18 protein-coding genes are annotated in these 18163 nt (G+C 65.5%); 8 read left to right on the plus strand and 10 right to left on the minus strand.

Translation table 11 applies throughout. The features are described from left to right. Positions 1-4 precede the first annotated feature (4 nt). Complete coding sequence (locus tag BTM36_RS14490; RefSeq protein ID WP_077236848.1) at positions 5-877, minus strand: HDOD domain-containing protein; 873 nt, start codon at positions 875-877, stop codon at positions 5-7. Between the two features lie 150 nt (positions 878-1027). On the opposite strand from BTM36_RS14490, the gene BTM36_RS14495 reads away from it, so the two are divergent. After that, entirely contained in the window at positions 1028-3541 is a 2514-nt protein-coding gene (locus BTM36_RS14495; RefSeq protein ID WP_077236849.1) for a DUF3141 domain-containing protein, read from the plus strand. Between the two features lie 26 nt (positions 3542-3567). Here BTM36_RS14495 and phnX read toward each other — a convergent pair whose 3' ends face one another. The 5 genes from phnX to phnD all read right to left on the minus strand — a co-directional run bounded on the left by phnX (position 3568) and on the right by phnD (position 8156). Then, positions 3568-4395, minus strand: a complete 828-nt coding sequence (gene phnX / locus BTM36_RS14500; RefSeq protein ID WP_077236850.1) for a phosphonoacetaldehyde hydrolase — start codon at positions 4393-4395, stop codon at positions 3568-3570. 69 nt (positions 4396-4464) lie between these two features. Beyond that, entirely contained in the window at positions 4465-5562 is a 1098-nt protein-coding gene (gene psrA, locus BTM36_RS14505; protein WP_077236851.1) for an iron-containing alcohol dehydrogenase PsrA, read from the minus strand. A gap of 62 nt (positions 5563-5624) precedes the next feature. Continuing rightward, complete coding sequence (gene phnE, locus BTM36_RS14510) at positions 5625-6482, minus strand: phosphonate ABC transporter, permease protein PhnE (protein ID WP_077236852.1); 858 nt, start codon at positions 6480-6482, stop codon at positions 5625-5627. A 1-nt stretch (position 6483) separates the two neighbouring features. Beyond that, positions 6484-7293: a phosphonate ABC transporter ATP-binding protein gene (gene phnC / locus BTM36_RS14515; protein WP_077236853.1), complete on the minus strand. Its 810-nt coding sequence runs from the start codon at positions 7291-7293 to the stop codon at positions 6484-6486. Then, the gene (gene phnD, locus BTM36_RS14520; protein ID WP_077236854.1) at positions 7290-8156 is read right to left on the minus strand and encodes a phosphonate ABC transporter substrate-binding protein; all 867 of its coding nucleotides are present in this window, start codon (positions 8154-8156) and stop codon (positions 7290-7292) included. Before phnD ends, phnC begins: the two co-directional genes overlap by 4 nt. Positions 8157-8330: 174 nt before the next feature. Between phnD and BTM36_RS14525 the strand changes: the two genes are divergently transcribed. The 4 genes from BTM36_RS14525 to BTM36_RS14540 all read left to right on the plus strand — a co-directional run bounded on the left by BTM36_RS14525 (position 8331) and on the right by BTM36_RS14540 (position 10504). Then, positions 8331-9191 carry a LysR substrate-binding domain-containing protein gene (locus BTM36_RS14525; protein ID WP_006712990.1) on the plus strand — a complete coding sequence of 287 codons (861 nt, stop codon included), beginning with the start codon at positions 8331-8333 and terminating at the stop codon, positions 9189-9191. Positions 9192-9265: 74 nt separating this feature from the next. Next, on the plus strand, positions 9266-9568 hold the full coding sequence (locus BTM36_RS14530) for a Dabb family protein (RefSeq protein ID WP_077236855.1): 303 nt from the start codon (positions 9266-9268) through the stop codon (positions 9566-9568). Positions 9569-9578: 10 nt separating this feature from the next. Further along, complete coding sequence (locus BTM36_RS14535) at positions 9579-10013, plus strand: PaaI family thioesterase (RefSeq protein WP_039876442.1); 435 nt, start codon at positions 9579-9581, stop codon at positions 10011-10013. A gap of 62 nt (positions 10014-10075) precedes the next feature. Further along, positions 10076-10504, plus strand: coding sequence for a GNAT family N-acetyltransferase (locus BTM36_RS14540; RefSeq protein WP_077236856.1), 429 nt, complete (start codon positions 10076-10078; stop codon positions 10502-10504). 35 nt (positions 10505-10539) lie between these two features. Here the strand turns inward: BTM36_RS14540 and BTM36_RS14545 are convergent, their stop codons facing one another. Continuing rightward, on the minus strand, positions 10540-12117 hold the full coding sequence (locus BTM36_RS14545) for a methyl-accepting chemotaxis protein (protein WP_139347157.1): 1578 nt from the start codon (positions 12115-12117) through the stop codon (positions 10540-10542). 317 nt (positions 12118-12434) lie between these two features. Here BTM36_RS14545 and BTM36_RS14550 point away from each other — a divergent pair, with 317 nt between their 5' ends. Then, positions 12435-13760 (plus strand): dicarboxylate/amino acid:cation symporter, encoded by a 1326-nt coding sequence (locus BTM36_RS14550; RefSeq protein ID WP_077236857.1) that lies wholly within the window; start codon positions 12435-12437, stop codon positions 13758-13760. Between the two features lie 377 nt (positions 13761-14137). Here BTM36_RS14550 and BTM36_RS14555 read toward each other — a convergent pair whose 3' ends face one another. From BTM36_RS14555 to BTM36_RS14565, 3 genes are read right to left on the minus strand one after another with little or no spacing between them, the layout of a single operon-like run. Continuing rightward, a complete protein-coding gene (locus tag BTM36_RS14555; protein WP_077236858.1) occupies positions 14138-14986 on the minus strand; it encodes an NRDE family protein in 849 nt (282 codons plus the stop codon). After that, positions 14977-15276 carry a DUF4936 family protein gene (locus tag BTM36_RS14560; RefSeq protein ID WP_077236859.1) on the minus strand — a complete coding sequence of 100 codons (300 nt, stop codon included), beginning with the start codon at positions 15274-15276 and terminating at the stop codon, positions 14977-14979. Before BTM36_RS14560 ends, BTM36_RS14555 begins: the two co-directional genes overlap by 10 nt. 34 nt (positions 15277-15310) lie before the next feature. After that, positions 15311-16369: a folate-binding protein YgfZ gene (locus BTM36_RS14565; RefSeq protein WP_077236860.1), complete on the minus strand. Its 1059-nt coding sequence runs from the start codon at positions 16367-16369 to the stop codon at positions 15311-15313. 153 nt (positions 16370-16522) lie between these two features. Between BTM36_RS14565 and mltG the strand changes: the two genes are divergently transcribed. Together mltG and tmk are read left to right on the plus strand one after the other, a co-directional pair. After that, positions 16523-17503 carry an endolytic transglycosylase MltG gene (gene mltG / locus BTM36_RS14570; protein WP_077236861.1) on the plus strand — a complete coding sequence of 327 codons (981 nt, stop codon included), beginning with the start codon at positions 16523-16525 and terminating at the stop codon, positions 17501-17503. Between the two features lie 42 nt (positions 17504-17545). Beyond that, positions 17546-18154 (plus strand): dTMP kinase, encoded by a 609-nt coding sequence (gene tmk, locus BTM36_RS14575; RefSeq protein WP_077236862.1) that lies wholly within the window; start codon positions 17546-17548, stop codon positions 18152-18154. The last annotated feature ends 9 nt before the right edge of the window (positions 18155-18163 follow it).

The raw sequence follows: 18163 nt of genomic DNA on the forward strand, positions 1-18163 counted from the left end.
GGGCTTATTCCAGCATGGCGTCCAGCCCGGCCGACAGCTCGCTGAAGGAGGGCATGGCGCGCTCGGCCTGATCTGGCGCATGTTTTACCAACACCGGGCGCCATGCCGGGTCCACGCCCAGTTTTTTGGCCAGCGCAGCGGGATAGCTGGCCAGGGCCGTTGCGTCATCCAGCGCAAGCACTTCGACCCGGGCCGCCCAGGCGCCCAGGTGGACCCAGGCGGCGGCACGCTCCAGGCGACCGACGGCCAGGGGATCGGGAATGTTGCGCAGGGCGGTGGTCATGGCGTCGGGGAAGTGCCAGAGGGTGGCCAGTTCGGCCGAGACATCGGCGTAGTGGAAGCCCCAGGCGGCTTTCTCCCGCTCGGCGCGGTCGGCGTCGAGCACATTGCATTGCTTGTCCAGGGGCGCTACCGCCGCTGCGGCCACAGCGTGCAGTTGCAACTGGCCGATGCCATGCATCATGGCGACCGTGAAGACGGCGTCGCCATTGTCTTCGCCGGCATGACCGGCGTGCATGGCCAGCCAGCGGGCGGCGACGGCGGTATAGAGGGTGTGCAGCCAGAACTGGTGCAGGTCCATGCCGCGCGTGTTCTTGAAGGCGGCCACCATGCCGTTGCCCAGCACCAGGTTGCGCACCATGATGAAACCCAGCATGCGCAGCGCGTCGTCGACCGTGCCGATGGTGCGCGAGGCGTGGAAGAAGGCCGAATTGGCCAGCCGCAGGACCTTGGCGGTGAGCGCCGGATCGGCGGCGATCTGCTGGGCGATGTCCTGGGCCGAGACGTCCTCGGCATTGAAACTGGCCATCAGTTGCTGTACCACCTTGGGAACGGTCGGCAACTTGCCGGGCTGGTCCACCAGGCTCTTGAGCTCCATGAGAATTCCTCCACGCAATGATTTTGTTGTGCCGGCTGGGCCAAAGCAGGGAAAAGCGGTTTTATTGTCTCAGAGATCGGACGATTTGCTTTCACCTTTCTCCGTATGATGGACTGGTTACCCCTCTGAACCCCCTCCGGGAGCGAGTCCATGGCAAGTCGCAAGAACGCTGGATCCCTTCACCCTGATGCCGCCACCGGTACTGCAGCCGGTGCTGTAGCCGATACTGCAGCCGCGCCAGCCCTGGCCTGGGGCGATGTGCAGGCGTATGTGGAGGACTGCGTGCAGCGCAGTTTCCTCTTCCTCGATACCCTGCTGGACCGGGGCAATGATTACCTGGAACACCTGGAGCAGGGCACGCCGCCGCTGCTGAAGTTCGACCATACCCTGGTGCTGGACGGAAAGGACCTGCCGGCGCCCTGCAACTACGCCTTGCTATTGCTGCAACCACCGCCGGAGCTGCCGGTCGATCCTGCAGCGCGGCCGGTGGTGGTGGTCGACCCCCGGGCCGGGCATGGCCCCGGGATTGGTGGCTTCAAGTTCGATTCCGAGGTGGGCATGGCGATGAAGGCCGGGCATCCGGTCTATTTCGTGACCTTCCGGCCGGAGCCGGAGGATGGCCAGACCCTGGTCACCGTGATGGAGGCCGAGGCGCGCTTCCTGGAAGAGGTGATCCGCCGTCATCCGCAATGTGCGGCCAAGCCGGTGGTGATCGGCAATTGCCAGGCCGGCTGGGCCATGATGACGCTGGACGCGGTGCGGCCGGAACTGTTCGGCCCGCTGATGATGGTGGGTGCGCCCGCTTCCTACTGGGCCGGCAGTTCGACCTTGAATCCCATGCGCTACAGCGGCGCCACGCTGGGCGGTACCTGGCTGGCCTCGCTGGCGGCCGATCTCGGGGCGGACCGCTTCGATGGTGCCAGCCTGGTGGAGAATTTCGAGAAGCTCAACCCGGCCAATACCTTCTGGAACAAGTATTACAACCTGTGGGCCGGGGTCGATCAGGAGGCGCCGCGCTTCCTGGAGTTCGAACGCTGGTGGGGCGGCTTCTTCCGCATGACCGGGGCCGAGATCGAGGCCATCACCGAGAACCTGTTCGTCGGCAACAAGCTGGCGCGGGGCGAACTGGAGGTGCGCGGCAAGGCGGTGAACCTGCGCGATATCGTGGCGCCTATCGTGGTCTTCGCCTCCTGGGGTGACAACATCACGCCGCCGCCGCAGGCCCTGAACTGGATCATCGACACCTGGGGCGACGAGCGCGCCATCGCTGCTGCCGGGCGCACCATCATCTACGTGTTGCATGAGAGCGTGGGCCACCTGGGCATCTTCGTGGGGGGATCGGTGGCGCTCAAGGAACACGACCAGCTGGTGAGCTCGCTGGACGTGATCGAAAGCCTGCCACCGGGCCTCTACGAGATGAAGCTGGAGCGCAAGGATGGCCAGCAGGCGCAGCGCTGGGACGCGCTGGAGCCGGGCGACTATACCGTGCAATACCAGCACCGCACCATGGACGATTTGCGCCGGCTCAATCCCGAGGGGCGCGAGGAGGAATCCGTCTTCTCGACGGTGAGCCAGTGGTCGCAGATCAATGCGCAGTTCTACAAGACCTGGGTACGCCCCTGGGTGCGCATGACGGCCACCCGCGAAAGCGCCAATGCGTTGATGCGCCTGAACCCGCTGCGCATGCAGCGCCAACTGTTTTCGGATGCACACCCGGCGGCGTCGTTCATCCGCCAGCAGGCCGCGCAGGCGCGGGCCCGGCGGGTGCAGCTGGATCCCCAGCATCCGCTGAAGCGCTACGAGCAGCGCATGGCGCAGAAGATCACCGATGAACTCAATGCCTGGCGTGACCAGCGCGATGCGCGCACGGTACGCATGACGCGCCAGGTGTTCGGCCCCAACGGGTTGGGCGCCGTGTTGCCGCCACGCGAGGCCGATGCCGAGGTCGCGCAGCGCTGGGCGCAGGAAGAACTGGGACGTTATCGCAGCGCCGTCATCGGGGACATCGCCAATGGCGGCTTTGCCGAGGCGGTGTGCCGCATCGTCATCGCCGGGATGATCTCGGTGGGCGTGTTCGAGCGGCGCAGCCTGCGCCTGGCGCGCCTGCTGGCGCAGCTGCCGGGCATGCATGCCAGCGTGTCGCCCCAGACCAACTGGGTGCAACTGTTGAAGGAGCAGGCGCGCGTGACCGCCGTGGCGCCGGTGGAAGCCCTGAATGCCCTGCAGCAGATGCTGCCCGACCGCGCCAGCCGCGAACGGGCGCTGGCCTTGTCGGCGGCGGTGATGATGATCGAGCCGACGCTGGCCAACCCGCGCTCGGAAATCATCGAGCTGTTGATCGGCACGCTGGACGTCGATCCCGGCAAGGTGATCGCGCTGGCGCGCAAGCTGACGACGGCCATCGGTGAGTCCCGTGACGAGATCACGGTCGATGCCGATGCGGACGATGGGGACGACCGTGCCACTGCACCATCACGCAAGGCCCCGGCGACGCCGCGCAAAAGTATACGCAAGGCCACGCCCGCCGCAGTGGCCAAGCCTGTGAAGCCCGCCAAGGTGATCAAGCCAGCCACCGCAGCGGCCAAGGCCACTCCGGCAAAGCGCAGCGCGGCGCCGAAGAAGGCGGCCGCGACCAGCCCCCGGGCGCGCAAGCCGCGCAGCTGATCCGGGGGCCTCGGAGACTCGGGACTTCAGGGACGTTCGCCGCTGGCCAGCCGGGCGCGGATGTGGGCCACCACCTCCGGCAGCGTCGCCACCGAATCGATCACATAGTGGGCACCGGCTGCGCGCAGGCGCGCTTCGGCCTGTTGCTTCAGGTGCGTCACTTCGGCCGGCGTCCGGGTGAGCAGTTCTGCCTGGGTAAGTCCCACTTCATTGCCCGACAGCGACACCCCAACACTCCACATGCCGGCGCGCAGACCTTCCTCGATACCGGGTACGGTGTCGTCCACCTTGATGCAGCCTGCCACGTCATCAATGGCCAGCGCCAGCATGTTGGCCAGCGCCATGTAGGGGCCGGGGCGGCCACCGGCCTGCAGTTCGTCGCCGGCCACCACGTGGTCGGGACGGATGCCCTGTTCGGCTGCCAGCGGCAGCAGCACGTCCAGCACCTGGCGCGGATAACCGGAGCAGGAGCCGATCTTGAGGCCCTGACCACGCAGCCAGGCCAGCACCTGGGCCGCGCCCTCGATGGGTTGCGAATACTGGCCGACCTTGGCGATCTGCATGGGCATGAAGCGGGCATAGATGGCGTCGACATCGGCATCGCTGGCCGGGCGGCCGGCGTGGCGCTGCCATTGGGCGGCGATGTCGGCATCGTCCAGCAGCACGCGGATGTGCTGCCACTTGGACAGGCCCATGGGGCCGCGTGCCTGTTGCAGGGTGATCTTGATGTCGAAGCTCTTGAAGGCGTCCACGAAGATCTGGGTCGGCGCCAGGGAGCCGAAATCGACCAGCGTGCCGGCCCAGTCGAAGATGACGGCTTGCAGGTTGCGGCCGGGCTGCGGGGTGGTGTGCATGAATATTCTCCTTGTCGGATGGCGATGTGCAGTGTTGGGTGGGCTGTCTTGTTGATCGGGGCGTGCCGGTCAGGGGGCGGCAGCGATGAAGTTGCGACCACGTGGGCCTTGCAGGGCCTGCTGCAGGGCGGCGTCCCAGCGCTCGCCTTCACCCAGGCCATAGCGGGCCGGGTCGGTGGACACGCCCAGCGCTTCCAGGAAGGAGGTGAGCCGGGCCACGGCCTGGTGGGCGTCGCTGGCGTCGAAGATGTCCAGCAGCAGCGCATCCACGGACGCATCGCGGCCCAGCGCCAGGCGCAGGATGTGGGGCAGCGAGAACGAGCAGGCGATGCCGTGGACCACCCCTTGCCGCAGCGTGATGTCATAGGACAGCGAGTGCGCCAGGGCGGTGCGGGTATTGGAAAAGGCCAGGCCGGCCTGCAGCGCCGCCACTGCCATCTGCTCGCGCAGGGCCAGTGCGTCGGACTGACGCATGAGGGCCGGCAATGTGGCGAGGATGCTGCGCGCGGCACTGGCGGCCAGGGTCGAGGAGACCGGGTTGCGGTGGCGGTTCCAGATCGCCTCCAAGGCGTGCGACAGCGCGTCCAGGGCGCTGGCCAGGGTGGCGGCCGGGGGCAGGCTGCGCATCAGTTCGGCATCGATGAGGGCGGCTTCGGGCCAGGTCCAGGGACGATGCAGGGAATACTTGTGACCGCCTGCCGCATCCCACAGGGTGGCCCAGGGCGTGACTTCGCTGCCGGTCCCTGCGGTGGTGGGAATGGCGATGAGCGTCTTGATGCGGGCGGGGTCGGGCTGGAAGGCGCTGTCCTGGCGCAGATGGGTGAGCAGTTCTTCGAAGCGGCCCGAGGGTGTGGGCGCCAGCATGGCCTTGGCGCAGTCGATGACGCTGCCGCCGCCCAGCGCGATCAGGCAGGGGACGTCGGGGTGCTGCTGCCAGAGGCGCTCGTGCATCGCGCCCAGCCAGGCGACGTCGGGATTGGGTTGCACGTTGTTTTCGATGGCCACCAGCTGCGGCCCGAGCAGGGCGGCGATGGCCTGCTCCAGGCCCAGCGCGGCGGCCTCGGGAAAGGTGATCAGGACGGCGCGCCGGCCGGCCAGCAGGTGCGGCAGGGTGGCGAGGCTGCCGGCGCCGGCATGGATGGCGACCGGGTTATGGAAATTCCACATGAGTCTGTTCTCGGGGTTTTCGGGGTTCGCGATGTTGAATGGGCGAGGTCAGTGCTCGTTGCTCAATGCGTGCTGCCATCCTGGATCAGGCGCCGCAGGTGGCTGGAGAGCGCATCGGCGGCCACCACCATCAGGGTCACCACGACGATGCAGGTGGCGGTGTCCTGGTACTTGAACAGCTTGAGGCTGTTGACCAGTTCGAAGCCGAGGCCGCCGGCCCCCACCATGCCCAGCACGGTGGCCTGGCGCAGGTTGACCTCGAAGCGGTAGAGCACGGTGGCGATCCAGGCCGTGGCCACCTGCGGCAGTACGCCGAAGATGATCACCTGCAGCGGCCTGGCGCCGGTGGCGCGCAGTGCTTCCAGCGGACCCTGGTCGATTTCCTCGATGCTTTCGGCGAAGAACTTGCCGACCATGCCTACGCCGTGCACCGCCAGTGCCAGCACGCCCGGGAAGGGGCCCAGCCCCACCGCCGAGACGAACACCAGCGCCAGGATCAGTTCATTGATGCTGCGGGTGACGTTGAGGGCCTGGCGCACCAGGGCGTGCAGGGTGCGGTTGGGGTTGAGGTTGCGTGCCGCCAGCAGGGCCACAGGTACGGCGCCGAGCACGCCCAGCAGCGTTCCCCACAGCGCGATCTGCAGGGTCTCGATGGCCGGGGCCAGCAGTGCCGGCAGCAAGGACCAGTTGGGCGGGAAGGAGCGGGCCAGGAAGTCGCCGATCTGCGGCAGGCCATTGGCCAGTTCGCTCCACGACAGTTGCGTGCCCTGGGCGCTCCAGCCGAGCAGCCAGGCGATCAGCGCCACCAGGGCGGCGTAGCCCAGCCAGGCGCGCAGCGTCTGCGGCCGGGGGCCGGTCCAGAGATAGCCGGGGGCGGTCGAAGAAGGGGCGGCAGAGGGAGAGGAGGAGGGACTGTTCATGTCAGGTTCCTTGGATCGCCGGTGCCAGGCTGGTGGCGGCGGTGGCGGTGGCTTGGGAAGCCGGGTGCGGCACGTGACCCGGGCTGGCATAGATGCGGTCCAGGTGATGCTGGTCCAGCGCGGTGCCGGGGCCGTCGAAGACCAGCTCGCCGCCGGACAGGCCGATGATGCGGTCGCCGAATTCGCGGGCGTAGTCCACCTGGTGCAGGTTGCAGACCACGGTGATACCCAGCTCGCGCGAGGCGGCGCGCAGGTAGTGCAGCACCAGGCGCGAGGTTTTTGGGTCCAGGCTGGCGACCGGTTCATCGGCCAGGATCACCTGCGGTTGCTGGGCCAGGGCGCGGGCGATGCCGACCCGCTGGCGCTGGCCGCCGGAGAGGGCATCGGTACGCTGGTGGGCCTTGTGTTCCAGTTCCACGCGGCGCAGGCAGTCCATGGCCAGGGCCACGTCCTGGCGGCTGAACAGTTGCAGGATCGAAGACCAGGTCGGGACCTGGCCGAGGCGGCCGGTCAGGGTGTTCTTCAGCACCGACAGGCGCGGCACCACATTGTGATGCTGGAAGATCATCGCCACCTGGCGGCGCAACTGGCGGACCTGGCGGGCACGGGGATCGGTGGCGTCGAAGCCGGCGATCCGGAGTTCACCCGAACTGGGCTGGACCAGACCGTTCATGCAGCGCAGCAGGGTGGACTTGCCGGCCCCGGACGGGCCCAGCACCACCAGGAACTGGCCGGCCGGCACGTCCAGGTCGATCCCGCGCAGCACGGCATGGCTGCCGTAGTGCTTGGCGAGGGCGCGGAGCTGGATCATTTCATGGCCTTCAGGTCCAGGTTGAGGATCTTGGCGGTTTCGCGCACCACGTCGTAGGCGCCGTCAGTGGTGGGGACGAAGCCGTTGAGCACGCCCTGGTCACCCCATTTCACGTCCTTGATGTTGGCGAAGGCGGTGGCGATCTTCTGTTTCAGGGCCGGGTCCAGGTCGCGGCGCCAGACCATGGGCGACTCGGGGATGTCGGGCGAGGTCCAGACCACGTTCAGGTCCGATTGCTGGACCACGCCCTTGGCCACGGCGGCCGCCAGGATGCGGTCGGCCACGGCAGCGGCGTCGACCTTCTTGTTGGCCACGGCCAGGATGCTGGCGTCATGCGAGCCTGAGAAGATCACCCGGGAAAAATACTTGTTGGGATCGATATTGAGTTTTTGCAGGCCGGCGCTGGGGAACAGGTGGCCGGAAGCCGAGGACGGGTCGACGAAGGCCATGGTACGGCCCTTCAACTGCTCCACGCTCTGCAGGCCGCTGTCCTTGCGGGTGATGATGAGGCTCTTGTAGAAGCTGCGGCCGCTCTTCTTGGTCTCGGCCACGGCGAAGGCTTCGACATTGGCCACCGAGCTGGCCAGCACATAGGAGAAGGGGCCGAGGTAGGCCACATCCAGCTTGCGCGAGCGCAGTGCCTCGATGATGCCGTTGTAGTCGGTGGCGATGAAGGGCTTGACCGGCATGCCCAGCTGCTGCTGCAGGCTGTCGATGACGGCCTTGCTGTTTTCCAGCATGGCCTGCGAGTCTTCGGCCGGGATCAGGCCCACGGTCAGGGGCTGGGCGGCGCGCACCGGCTGGCTCAGCAGGAGGGAGGTCAGGGCGCCCAGGCACAGGGCGAGCAGGGAACGTCGTTGCATGGTGGATCCTTGTCATGGGCGTCCGGTGGTGGACGCAGTGGGTGATCGGCGGCGCAGTGTCGGGCGAGTTGCTCGGGCCGGTACTGACAGGAAGGGAGCTTACGGGGGCTTTATGACGGCCCTATTATCGATATAATCGTTAAAATTCGACGAAGCTATTGATTGAGGCTATAGATGACTCCTTCGCAACTGCGTGCCTTCCTCGCCGTGGCCCGCCATCGCGGCTTTTCGGCGGCGGCCCGGGCATTGGGCGTGAGCCAGCCGACCCTGACCACCCAGGTGCAATCGCTGGAGCGCGAACACAATGTGGAACTGTTCTTCCGCCGTGGCCGGCGGGTCGACCTGTCGGAGACGGCGCAGCGCCTGTTGCCGATCGCGCAGAACATTGCCGAGCTGGAACTGGACGCGCTGAACCTGCTGGTCAATTCGGGAGCGCTGCATGTGGGGCATCTGCGCATCGGCGCGGTCGGGCCGTTCCACGTGATCGAGATGGTGGACGCCTACCGCGCCCGTTATCCGCAGGTTGAGCTGTCGATCAAGCTGGGCAACTCGGCGCAGTCGCTGGCCGATCTGGAGAACTACGTGACCGATGTCGCGGTGCTGGCCAGCGTGACCGACGATGCGCGGTTCCACGCACTGCCCTATGCCGATCACGCGGTGGTGCTGTTTGCCCACCGCAGTCATCCCTTCTACCAGCGCGAGACGGTCGCCCTGGCCGAACTGGAGCAGCAGCCGATGCTCATGCGCGAACAGGGCTCGACCACCCGGCTGGCGCTGGAAAAGGTATTGCAGCAGGCCGGCGTGAAGCCCCGCGTGGTGATGGAGATCGGCAGCCGCGAAGCCCTGCGCGAGGCGGTGGCACGCGGCCTGGGGCTGGCGGCGGTATCGGAGGCGGAGTTCATTCCGGACGAGCGTTTTCGCATGGTGCGCATCGAGGGCGACCCGGTGAGCACCCACACCTATGTCTATTGCCTGGCCGAGCGCCGCGAAGGGCGGCTGGTCGGCTCCTTCATGAAGATCGCTGCGCGTGGCTGACGGGGTGCCGGTCGTGGTCGGCGCTTTCGCTTATCATTGCGGTTTATCCAATTTTCGACCGAGGAAGACCGATCGTGATCAAGCATATCGTGATGTGGAAACTGAAGGGCCACGCAGAAGGCGCTGACAAGGCCACCAACCTGCTGAAGATGAAGCAATTGCTGGACAGCTGTGCCAATGTGGTGCCGGGCATCCTGAAGTTCGAAGCGGTGCTGGCGCAACCGGGTCTGGAAGCCACCTATGACGTGGTGCTGTATTCGGAGTTCGAATCCAGGGCGGCGCTGGATGCCTACCAGGACCATCCCGACCATATCGCCATCAAGCCCTTCATCGGTGCCGTGCGCGAGGCGCGCCAGTGCATGGATTACGAAATCTGAGGCCGCTGCGATGAGTCTGCCGTTGACCGAGGTCTTCCCGCAAGGTAATCCCTACCTGCAGGCATTGGGCGTGGAGGTGCTGGAATATGGCGACGACCGCGCCGTGATGTCGCTGCTTCTCAAGCCGGAGTTCATGAACAGCTGGCAGGTGGCGCAGGGCGGCATCTCGATGACCCTGCTGGACGTGGCCATGGGCCTGTCGGCCAGGGCCGGCGTGCCGGACGCCAAGTCCTCGGCCACCGTCGAGATGAGCACCAGCTTCCTGCAGCCGGCCGGTCATGCCGGCGAGACCATCGTGGCGCGCGGCCATACCTACCATCGCTCCACCACCATGTGCTTCTGCCAGGCCGAACTGTGGAATGGCGAGCGGCTGGTGGCCAAGGCCATGGGGACCTTCAAGCTGATCCGCCGCCTGGATATTTCCAGGAAGCTGGATCACGAGTGAGCCGTCATTCGCCCGTAGGGCCTCATGGCGTTTCCGTTTCAACCCTCAGCAGGAATTCCCGCATGAAAATCACCGTAGGCAGTTGGGAAGCGCTGCGCGCACACGCCCAGCCTATCCGCTTCGAAGTCTTTGTCGATGAACAGAAGGTGCCAGCCGAGATCGAGCTGGACGAGATGGACCCGCTGTGCGTGCATGCAGTGGCCTATGACGAGGCCGGCCAGCCGCTGGCCACCGGTCGCCTGCTGCCGGACGGCCACATCGGCCGCATGGCGGTGCGCAAGGCCGGGCGCGGCCAGGGCGTGGGCGGGGCGGTGTTGCAGGCGTTGATCCAGGCGGCGCGGGAGCGCGGTGACGGCGAGGTGATCCTCAATGCCCAGACCCATGCCGAGGGCTTCTACAATGCCCACGGCTTTGTCCGTGAGGGTGACGAGTTCATGGAAGCCGGCATCCCCCATATCACCATGCGGGCCAGCCTGCGCCAGCAGGCCTAGCCGTCAGGGCCGGCAGGTCCGACAGGTCCAACGTTTCAGGCCGGCCGCACGCGGGCTGGCGGCTTGCCGTCTTCCAGTCTGAAATAGCACAGCTGGGCGCCCAGTTCGCGCGCCCGTTCGGCCACCACTTCGGCGGTGGAGGCCAGTTCTTCCGAGGCGGCCGCATTGCGCTGCGTGGTGTCGTTGAGCTGCGCGACGGCGGCGCCGATTTCCTGTACCCCTTCTTCCTGCATGCGCGAGGACAGCGTGATCTGGTTGATCTGCTGCGAGGCTTCGCGGATTCCCTGCAGGGTGCCTTCGGCCAGGCGCTGGCTGGTTTCCTCGGCCATGTCCACGCTTTCCTGTGCAATCACGCTGATTTCGTGGGCGCTGCCCTGGCTGCGCTCGGCCAGCTTGCGGATTTCTGCAGCCACCACCGAAAAGCCGCGCCCGTGCTCGCCGGCGCGGGCGGCTTCGATGGCGGCATTCAGGGCCAGCAGGTTGGTCTGATAGGCGATGTCGTCGATCACCCCGACCTGGCGTGCGATACCGCGCATGGCGGCCACCGTGGTCTGTACGGCGGCGCCGCTCTTGTCGGCGTCGGCCGCGGCGGCCAGCGCGATCTGGTCGGTGCGGCGAGCGTGTTCGCCAGTCTGCTGGATGGCCAGGCTCATGCTGGCGATGGCGCTGTGGACTTCTTCTACCGCCGCTGCCTGCTCGCTGGAGGCGCCGGCCAGGGCGTGCGCGGTGGCGTTGAGCTGGCGTGAGGAGTCGCCCAGTGACTGGGTCGAGAGGGTGACGCTGCGCATGATGTCGGTGAGCCGTTCACGCATGGTGTGCATGGCGTAGAGCAGGCTGCCACGGTCGTTGCGGCGCAGTCGCACCGCCACGCCGAGGTTGCCGTCGGCGATCTGGCGCACGATGTCGGCGGCGTAATCCGGTTCGCCCCCGAGCTGGCGGCGCAGGCTGATGATGATCCATAGCGCTAGGGCAATGCCCAGGATCAGGGCCACGCAGGCGATTTCGAGGTTGTGGCGGCGCAGTTCGCCGTATTCCTGCAGGGCATTGTCGTAGGCACCGCGGGTCATGGTTTCCTGCAGGTGACCGAGGGTGGCCAGTTGCGTGGCCAGGGCCGACAGGCGCGGCGTGAGCTGGGTCCAGCTGCGGTTGGCCTGCAATACTTGGGTGCTGGCGATGAGTTCGATGACCTGGTTGCGTTCGCTCAGGTAGGTTTTCCAGCTTTGCTCGAAGCGGGCGGCCTCGGTGATTTCCTCGGGGGTCAGGCGGGTGGCGCGGTAGGCTTGCCAGCCCTGGTCGAAACTGGCGTCCAGGCCGGCCAGGCGGCCCAGCCACTGCTTGATCTGTTCATTGCCGGTGGCGCCATCGGGACCCGGTTCGGTCGGCACATTGGCCATCATCAGGGCGCGGCCCATGACGTCGCGGTTCATGTACAAGGCATCGCGCACGCGAGCGATGTGGATCAGGGCCATGGTCCGGTCTTCGTAGACATAGCGCAGCTTGTCGTTGCTGGAGGCCATGCCCAGCATGTCGCGCCAGGCCAGCAGGACCACGCTGCCACACAGCACCGCTACCAGAATCCCGAGGCGGGCGGTGACCGTCAATTTTCGTCGCACGATATTTTCCTTGTGAGTGCCCGTGAGCTTTCGTTCAGTCCAGCACAGACTATAGCGAATCCTATTGCATTGCAGAATGAAGAAAAGAGCAGTTTGAACCGCTGTTTACTGAAGTTATGTGGTTTCCCACAATACCCGCCCCGTAGCGACTGCGAGATACTTGCGGCCGAACCGGGGAGGGGGAGTTCTCCCGGACGCATTGCTGGCAAAAGCAAGCAAAAAAACAAGCAAATGCCCGAACGGACGACGATCCGGCAACGGCAGGCGGCGGGTCCCCAGGGACCGGCTGATATTCGATGTTTCTTGGAGAAATCATAATGACGGCGCAAAAACCGCCCCTTTACAAATCGCTGTACTTCCAGGTTCTGGTTGCCATCGTGATCGGCATCCTGCTGGGCCATTTCTACCCATCCACGGGTGAAGCCATGAAGCCGCTCGGCGATGGCTTCGTCAAACTGATCAAGATGATCATCGCGCCGGTGATCTTCTGTACCGTCGTCATCGGCATCGCCGGCATGGAAGACATGAAGAAGGTCGGCAAGACCGGCGGTCTGGCCCTGCTGTACTTCGAAGTGGTCAGTACCGTGGCCCTGATCATCGGCCTGGTGCTGGTGAACTTCCTCAAGCCCGGCGTGGGCATGAACGTCGACCCGTCGGCGCTGGATACCAAGAGCATTGCGGCCTATACCGCCCCGGGCAAGATGGGTTCGGTGACCGACTTCGTTATGGGCATCATCCCCACCAGCATGGTGGACGCGTTTGCCAAGGGTGACGTGCTGCAGGTGCTGCTGGTGGCGGTGCTGTTCGGCTTCGCCCTGCACAAGTTCGGCGGTCGCGGCACGCTGGTGTTCGATTTCATCGAAAAGATCTCGCACGTGCTGTTCTCGGTGGTGGGCGCGATCATGAAGGTGGCTCCGATCGGCGCCTTCGGTGCGATGTCCTTCACCATCGGCAAGTACGGCGTGGGTTCGCTGTTCTCGCTGGCCAAGCTGATGGGCACCTTCTACCTGACCTGCCTGCTGTTCATCTTCGTGGTGCTGGGGATCATCACCCGCCTGCACGGCTTCTCGATCTGGAAGTTCGTCAAGTACATCAAGGAAGAACTGCTGATCGTGCTGGGTACCTCTTCCTCGGAATCGGTGCTGCCGCGCATGCTGGCCAAGATGGAAAATGCCGGTGCCAAGAAGACCGTGGTCGGTCTGGTGATTCCGACCGGTTATTCCTTCAACCTGGACGGCACCGCGATCTACCTGACCATGGCGGCCGTGTTCATCGCCCAGGCCACCAACACGCCCATGACCTTCGTGCAGGAACTGACGCTGCTGGGTGTGCTGCTGCTGACGTCCAAGGGCGCGGCGGGCATCACCGGCTCCGGCTTCATCGTGCTGGCGGCGACGCTGTCGGCGGTGGGCCACGTGCCGGTGGCCGGCCTGGCGCTGATCCTGGGTATCGACCGCTTCATGTCCGAAGCGCGTGCCCTGACCAACACCATCGGCAATGGCGTGGCAACCCTGGTGGTGGCCAAGTGGAGCGGTGAACTGGATAGCGAGCGCCTGACCAAGGTCTTGAACAACGAGACCGTGGAAGATGCGCAGGCACCGGAAGCCGTCCTGGATCGCACCGAAGCCAAGATGCATCACTAAGTCACCGCAGCGGGATTCGCTCCCGCCAGGCTGGCCTGATCGGCCCCACCCCCGCGCCTTGTCTGGCGTGGTGGTGGGGCCGATGTGTTTTTGGGTGGCGGAAATGGCGGAATCGGGTTAGGTCCGGGATCGGCGGGAACAGTGGATGCAGTCCACCGTCCTGGGGAGGTTTGTACCTCTTGCTACGGGCAGGCCGGGTACAGGCGAAAAAAAAAGCCCACGACCTTGCGGTGTGGGCTTGAATCCAATTCTTTAGGAGGAAATTGGAGGAGACAGGTGCAACTTTACTGCTCCGCATCAAATCAGGCCAATTTATCTTCCAAATATCAGATATACGCTTTGGTTATTTCACATGGGCAAGGAATGAAGGCCCCGGATCATGCGCTGTGCGGCTTTGCGCCAGGCTGGTCGTCGCCGGGTGAAGCTTCTTGCACCCTGGGCTTGCAGGGGAGACGGCAGGCCTTGTCGGTGGCGGCCTCGCCGCTATATTGCATCGCCATAGGATCGACCACGTGTTCGGTCAGGACCGGTTCGCCCACGATGGGCACGCGCAGGACCGTGGAGCAGCGGGTGCCGTAGTCGGGCGAGCGGATGAAGATGGGCGAGAGCATGCGCTCTTTTTCCAGGCCGATGCCGGTGTCGGGCAGGCGGCAGTCGTTGGCGCGGGTGCCGTCGGTGAGCATTTCGAAGAAGGTCTCTTCCGGCGCGCCCTGGCACAGCAGGCTGGCGAATTGCGCCTTGGCGCGGGTGAGCTTGGGCCAGGGGGTGTCGAGCAGGGCATTAGAGACACCGTAGACGCCGTATTCCAGCGGCTGGCCATTGCGGGGATCTTCATTGCCGCGGTTGGAATACCACAGCATGGTCTCGGGATTGCCCAAGAGGAGGTTGAAGCCGTTGTATTGCTGGGCGCGGGGCTCGATCTGGCGCAGGTAATCCTGCGGCGTCATGTCGCCGGCCAGGTAGTCGGCGACCAGCTGGCCCCGGGTCGGGGCATCCGTTCGTCGTTCGGAGGGGGCGCGCACGTTGGTCAGGGCGGCAAAGCGGCCATCACGGGTCACGCCCAGCCAGGTGCCGCCGCCTTGCAGGTCGCGGCCGGCGTAGATCTTGGGATGGTCGTTCCACCAGGTGGCGTCAGCGGCCGGGCGGGCGTAGAACTCGTCGCGATTGGCGGCCAGGATCAGCGGCATGCCGGGGATGACTTTCCAGGCGAAGATGATCAGGCACATGGGGCGATATCCTCGAACTGTTCTACATGACGCGCACCGCTGATGAGGGGCAGGGCGCCAGCCTCGGCCAGGGCCTGCTCCAGGGCGCGGGTGAATCCCTCGGCATCGGTGTCGGCGATGCCTTGGTAGATTTCCATCCAGGTCTGCAGGCCGTCCTGTTCGCCAGGGCGGCGCTTGAGTGCGCCGGTCACCTGCTGGCGCGCCTGCAGGGTGGCCTGTACGCCCCGGATCTTGCCCAGCAGTGTTGGGGCGTGGGTGCTGGTGACCCGGTAGTAGATGTAGAGGTCCATGGTGATTCCCTATGGCTTGAACGCTGCACGCCGCTTATTGCGGATCGGCCAGCTCATAGGGGAGGTCATGGAAATGCAGGGCAGGGCCACCGGCGGCGCCCAGATGGACGGTATCGTCGGCGGCGGCCAGTTTCATTTCCACCAGGGCCAGGGCGTGATCCTGGTCCAGCGGTTCGGCATTGACCACCATGCCGCAGGGCTGGCCGGGATCGGCGGCAGCAAAGACTTCATCACCGGCCCGGGCACCGGCGCTGGCGATGGTGGCCAGCAATGTGCGCCGCTTGAGCTTGCCCAGATACTGGCTGCGGGCGACGATTTCCTGGCCGGGGTAGCAGCCTTTCTTGAAATTGACGCCGCCGATCAGTTCGAAATTGATCATCTGCGGCACGAACTGCTCTTGCGTGGCGGCGAGGATGCCGGGGACACCGGCGCGGATATCGGACAGGCGCCAGGCCAGGGTGGCGGTGGGCTTCAAGTGCTGTACCAGCTTGGGCCAGGCGGTGCTCAGGGTGTCGACGGCGGCAATCCATTGATAGCGCGGGCTGCCGGCGGCATCGGCCAGGCGGATCAGGGTGCCATGGCTGTTGTTGAGCTTGTCATAGGGGGCGGTCGGCAAGACCGGGAACCATTCGGCCAGGGCGTCGGCGGTGGCCGGTCCGACCAGGCCCAGCACGGCGCGTTCGGCGCTGACGTCGGCCAGCTTGGCCTTGGCGCGCAGGATGAACATCTGCAGGCGCTTCTGGATGGCAGGCTGCAGTGCGCGCGGCAGTTGCAGGAAGATCCCGGCTTCGTCGCGCCACATCAGCAGGGTGGCCAGCAGTCGGCCCTTGGGCGAGCAATAGCCGGCCAGGCGGGCGGCATCGGCGGTGAGGTGCTGCACATCATTGGTGAGCTGGCCGTGCAGGAAGGCAGCGGCTTCTTCGCCGGTGGCCGCGATCAGGCCCAGGTCGGTCAGGGGGGCCACGAAACTTTCCAGGCTTTGCGGGGCAGCCGTGCCGAAGCCGAGCACGTCCTGGCCCTGGTCGTCAAACTGGGCGCCTTGCTGCGTGAGGAAGTCGCGCCAGGCGGAGGGCGATGCGGTGATGTCTGTCATAGGAAATCTTTTACGGATTACGTCGGATTACGTCTTGCCGGGGTGAAGTCCCCGGCAAATTAGGCAACTGTCGTGCCAGCGATTATCATTGATGCCTCGATTATAGTGATCTCCGAAAAATCGCGTCGGAACTACAGGGATTTCGCATCAGGTATGAAGAAGTTATTGGCAACATTGTTAGTGCTGGCCGCGCTGGTCGCCGGTGCCGGCCTCTACTGGACCAAGCAGCCCATCGTGCCGGCCAATGGCCAGCTGATCGCCTTTACCATCACGCCGGGGGCGGGTGTGTCGGGGGCTGCGCAGCAGATCGCGGCGGCCGGGGTGCCGCTCAATCCGGACCTGTTCACGCTGTATGCGCGCCTGTCCGGCGAAGGCGGCCGCATCAAGGCCGGCAGCTATGAGATCAAGCCCGGTTACACGCCCCAGCGGCTGCTGCTGCAACTGGTGCGCGGCGAGTTCGCGCAGGAGGCGCTGACCGTCATCGAGGGCTGGACTTTCAAGCAGATGCGCCGCGCCATCGCCGACCAGCCCGCGCTGAAGCACGATACCGCCAGCTGGACCGACCAGCAGATCCTGGCCAAGCTGACCAACGAATACACCTATCCGGAAGGCCTGTTCTTCCCCGATACCTATCTCTTCGCCAAGGGCGCCAGCGATATGCAGGTCTATAAACAGGCCTTCGCGCTGATGAGCAAGAAGCTCAACGAAGCCTGGGCGCGGCGCGATCTGTCGCTGCCGTATCGCACGCCCTATGAGGCGCTGATCATGGCGTCCATCGTGGAAAAGGAGACCGGGCAGAAATCCGAGCGCGGCATGGTGGCCGGTGTGTTCGTCAACCGCCTGCGTACCGGCATGCTGCTGCAGACCGATCCGACGGTGATCTATGGGATGGGCGATCGTTACCAGGGCAAGATCCGCAAGGTCGACCTGCTGACCGATACGCCCTACAACACCTATACCCGTGCCGGCCTGCCGCCCACGCCCATCGCCTTGCCGGGCGCAGCCTCGCTGGCGGCGGCGCTGAACCCGGACAAGACCGAGGCCTTATACTTCGTGGCGCGTGGCGATGGCACCAGCCATTTCTCCAGCAACCTGAACGAGCACAACCAGGCCGTCAACCGCTATCAGCGTTGATCCGCCTTTCTTTTCACCGATTCATTCTGTAGCGATACCTTCATGGCATCAGGCAAATTCATTACCTTCGAAGGCATCGACGGCGCCGGCAAGTCGACCCATATTCCCTTCGTCACCGAGCTGCTGCGCGCGCGCGGCCTGACGGTGGTGGCCACCCGCGAGCCGGGTGGTACCGAACTGGGCGAGCGCCTGCGCGAACTGGTGCTGCATCATCCCATGCACCTGGAGACCGAGGCCCTGCTGATGTTCGCCTCGCGGCGCGAACACCTGGCGCAGGTGATCACCCCGGCGCTGGAACGCGGCGACTGGGTGATTTCGGACCGTTTCACCGATGCCACCTTCGCCTACCAGGGCGGCGGCCGCAAGCTGGCGCTGGACAAGCTGGAAAGCCTGGAGCAGTGGGTGCATCCGCATCTGCAGCCGGACCTGACGCTGCTCTTCGACGTGCCGCTGGAAGTGGCACGCGCGCGCCTGGATGCGGAACGCACCCTGGACAAGTTCGAGCAGGAAAAGGCGGACTTCTTCGCCAACACGCGCGCCGAATACCTGCGCCGTGCCGCGCAATTCCCGCAGCGTTTCCGCATTGTCGATTCCACCCGTCCGATCCCCGTGATCCAGGACGAATTGCGCGCCATCTTGGCCGCGCTGTGAGGGGCGCCG

Origin of the sequence: Herbaspirillum sp. VT-16-41 (genome assembly GCF_001994935.1) — a bacterium.
GTDB lineage: Bacteria > Pseudomonadota > Gammaproteobacteria > Burkholderiales > Burkholderiaceae_D > Herbaspirillum > Herbaspirillum frisingense.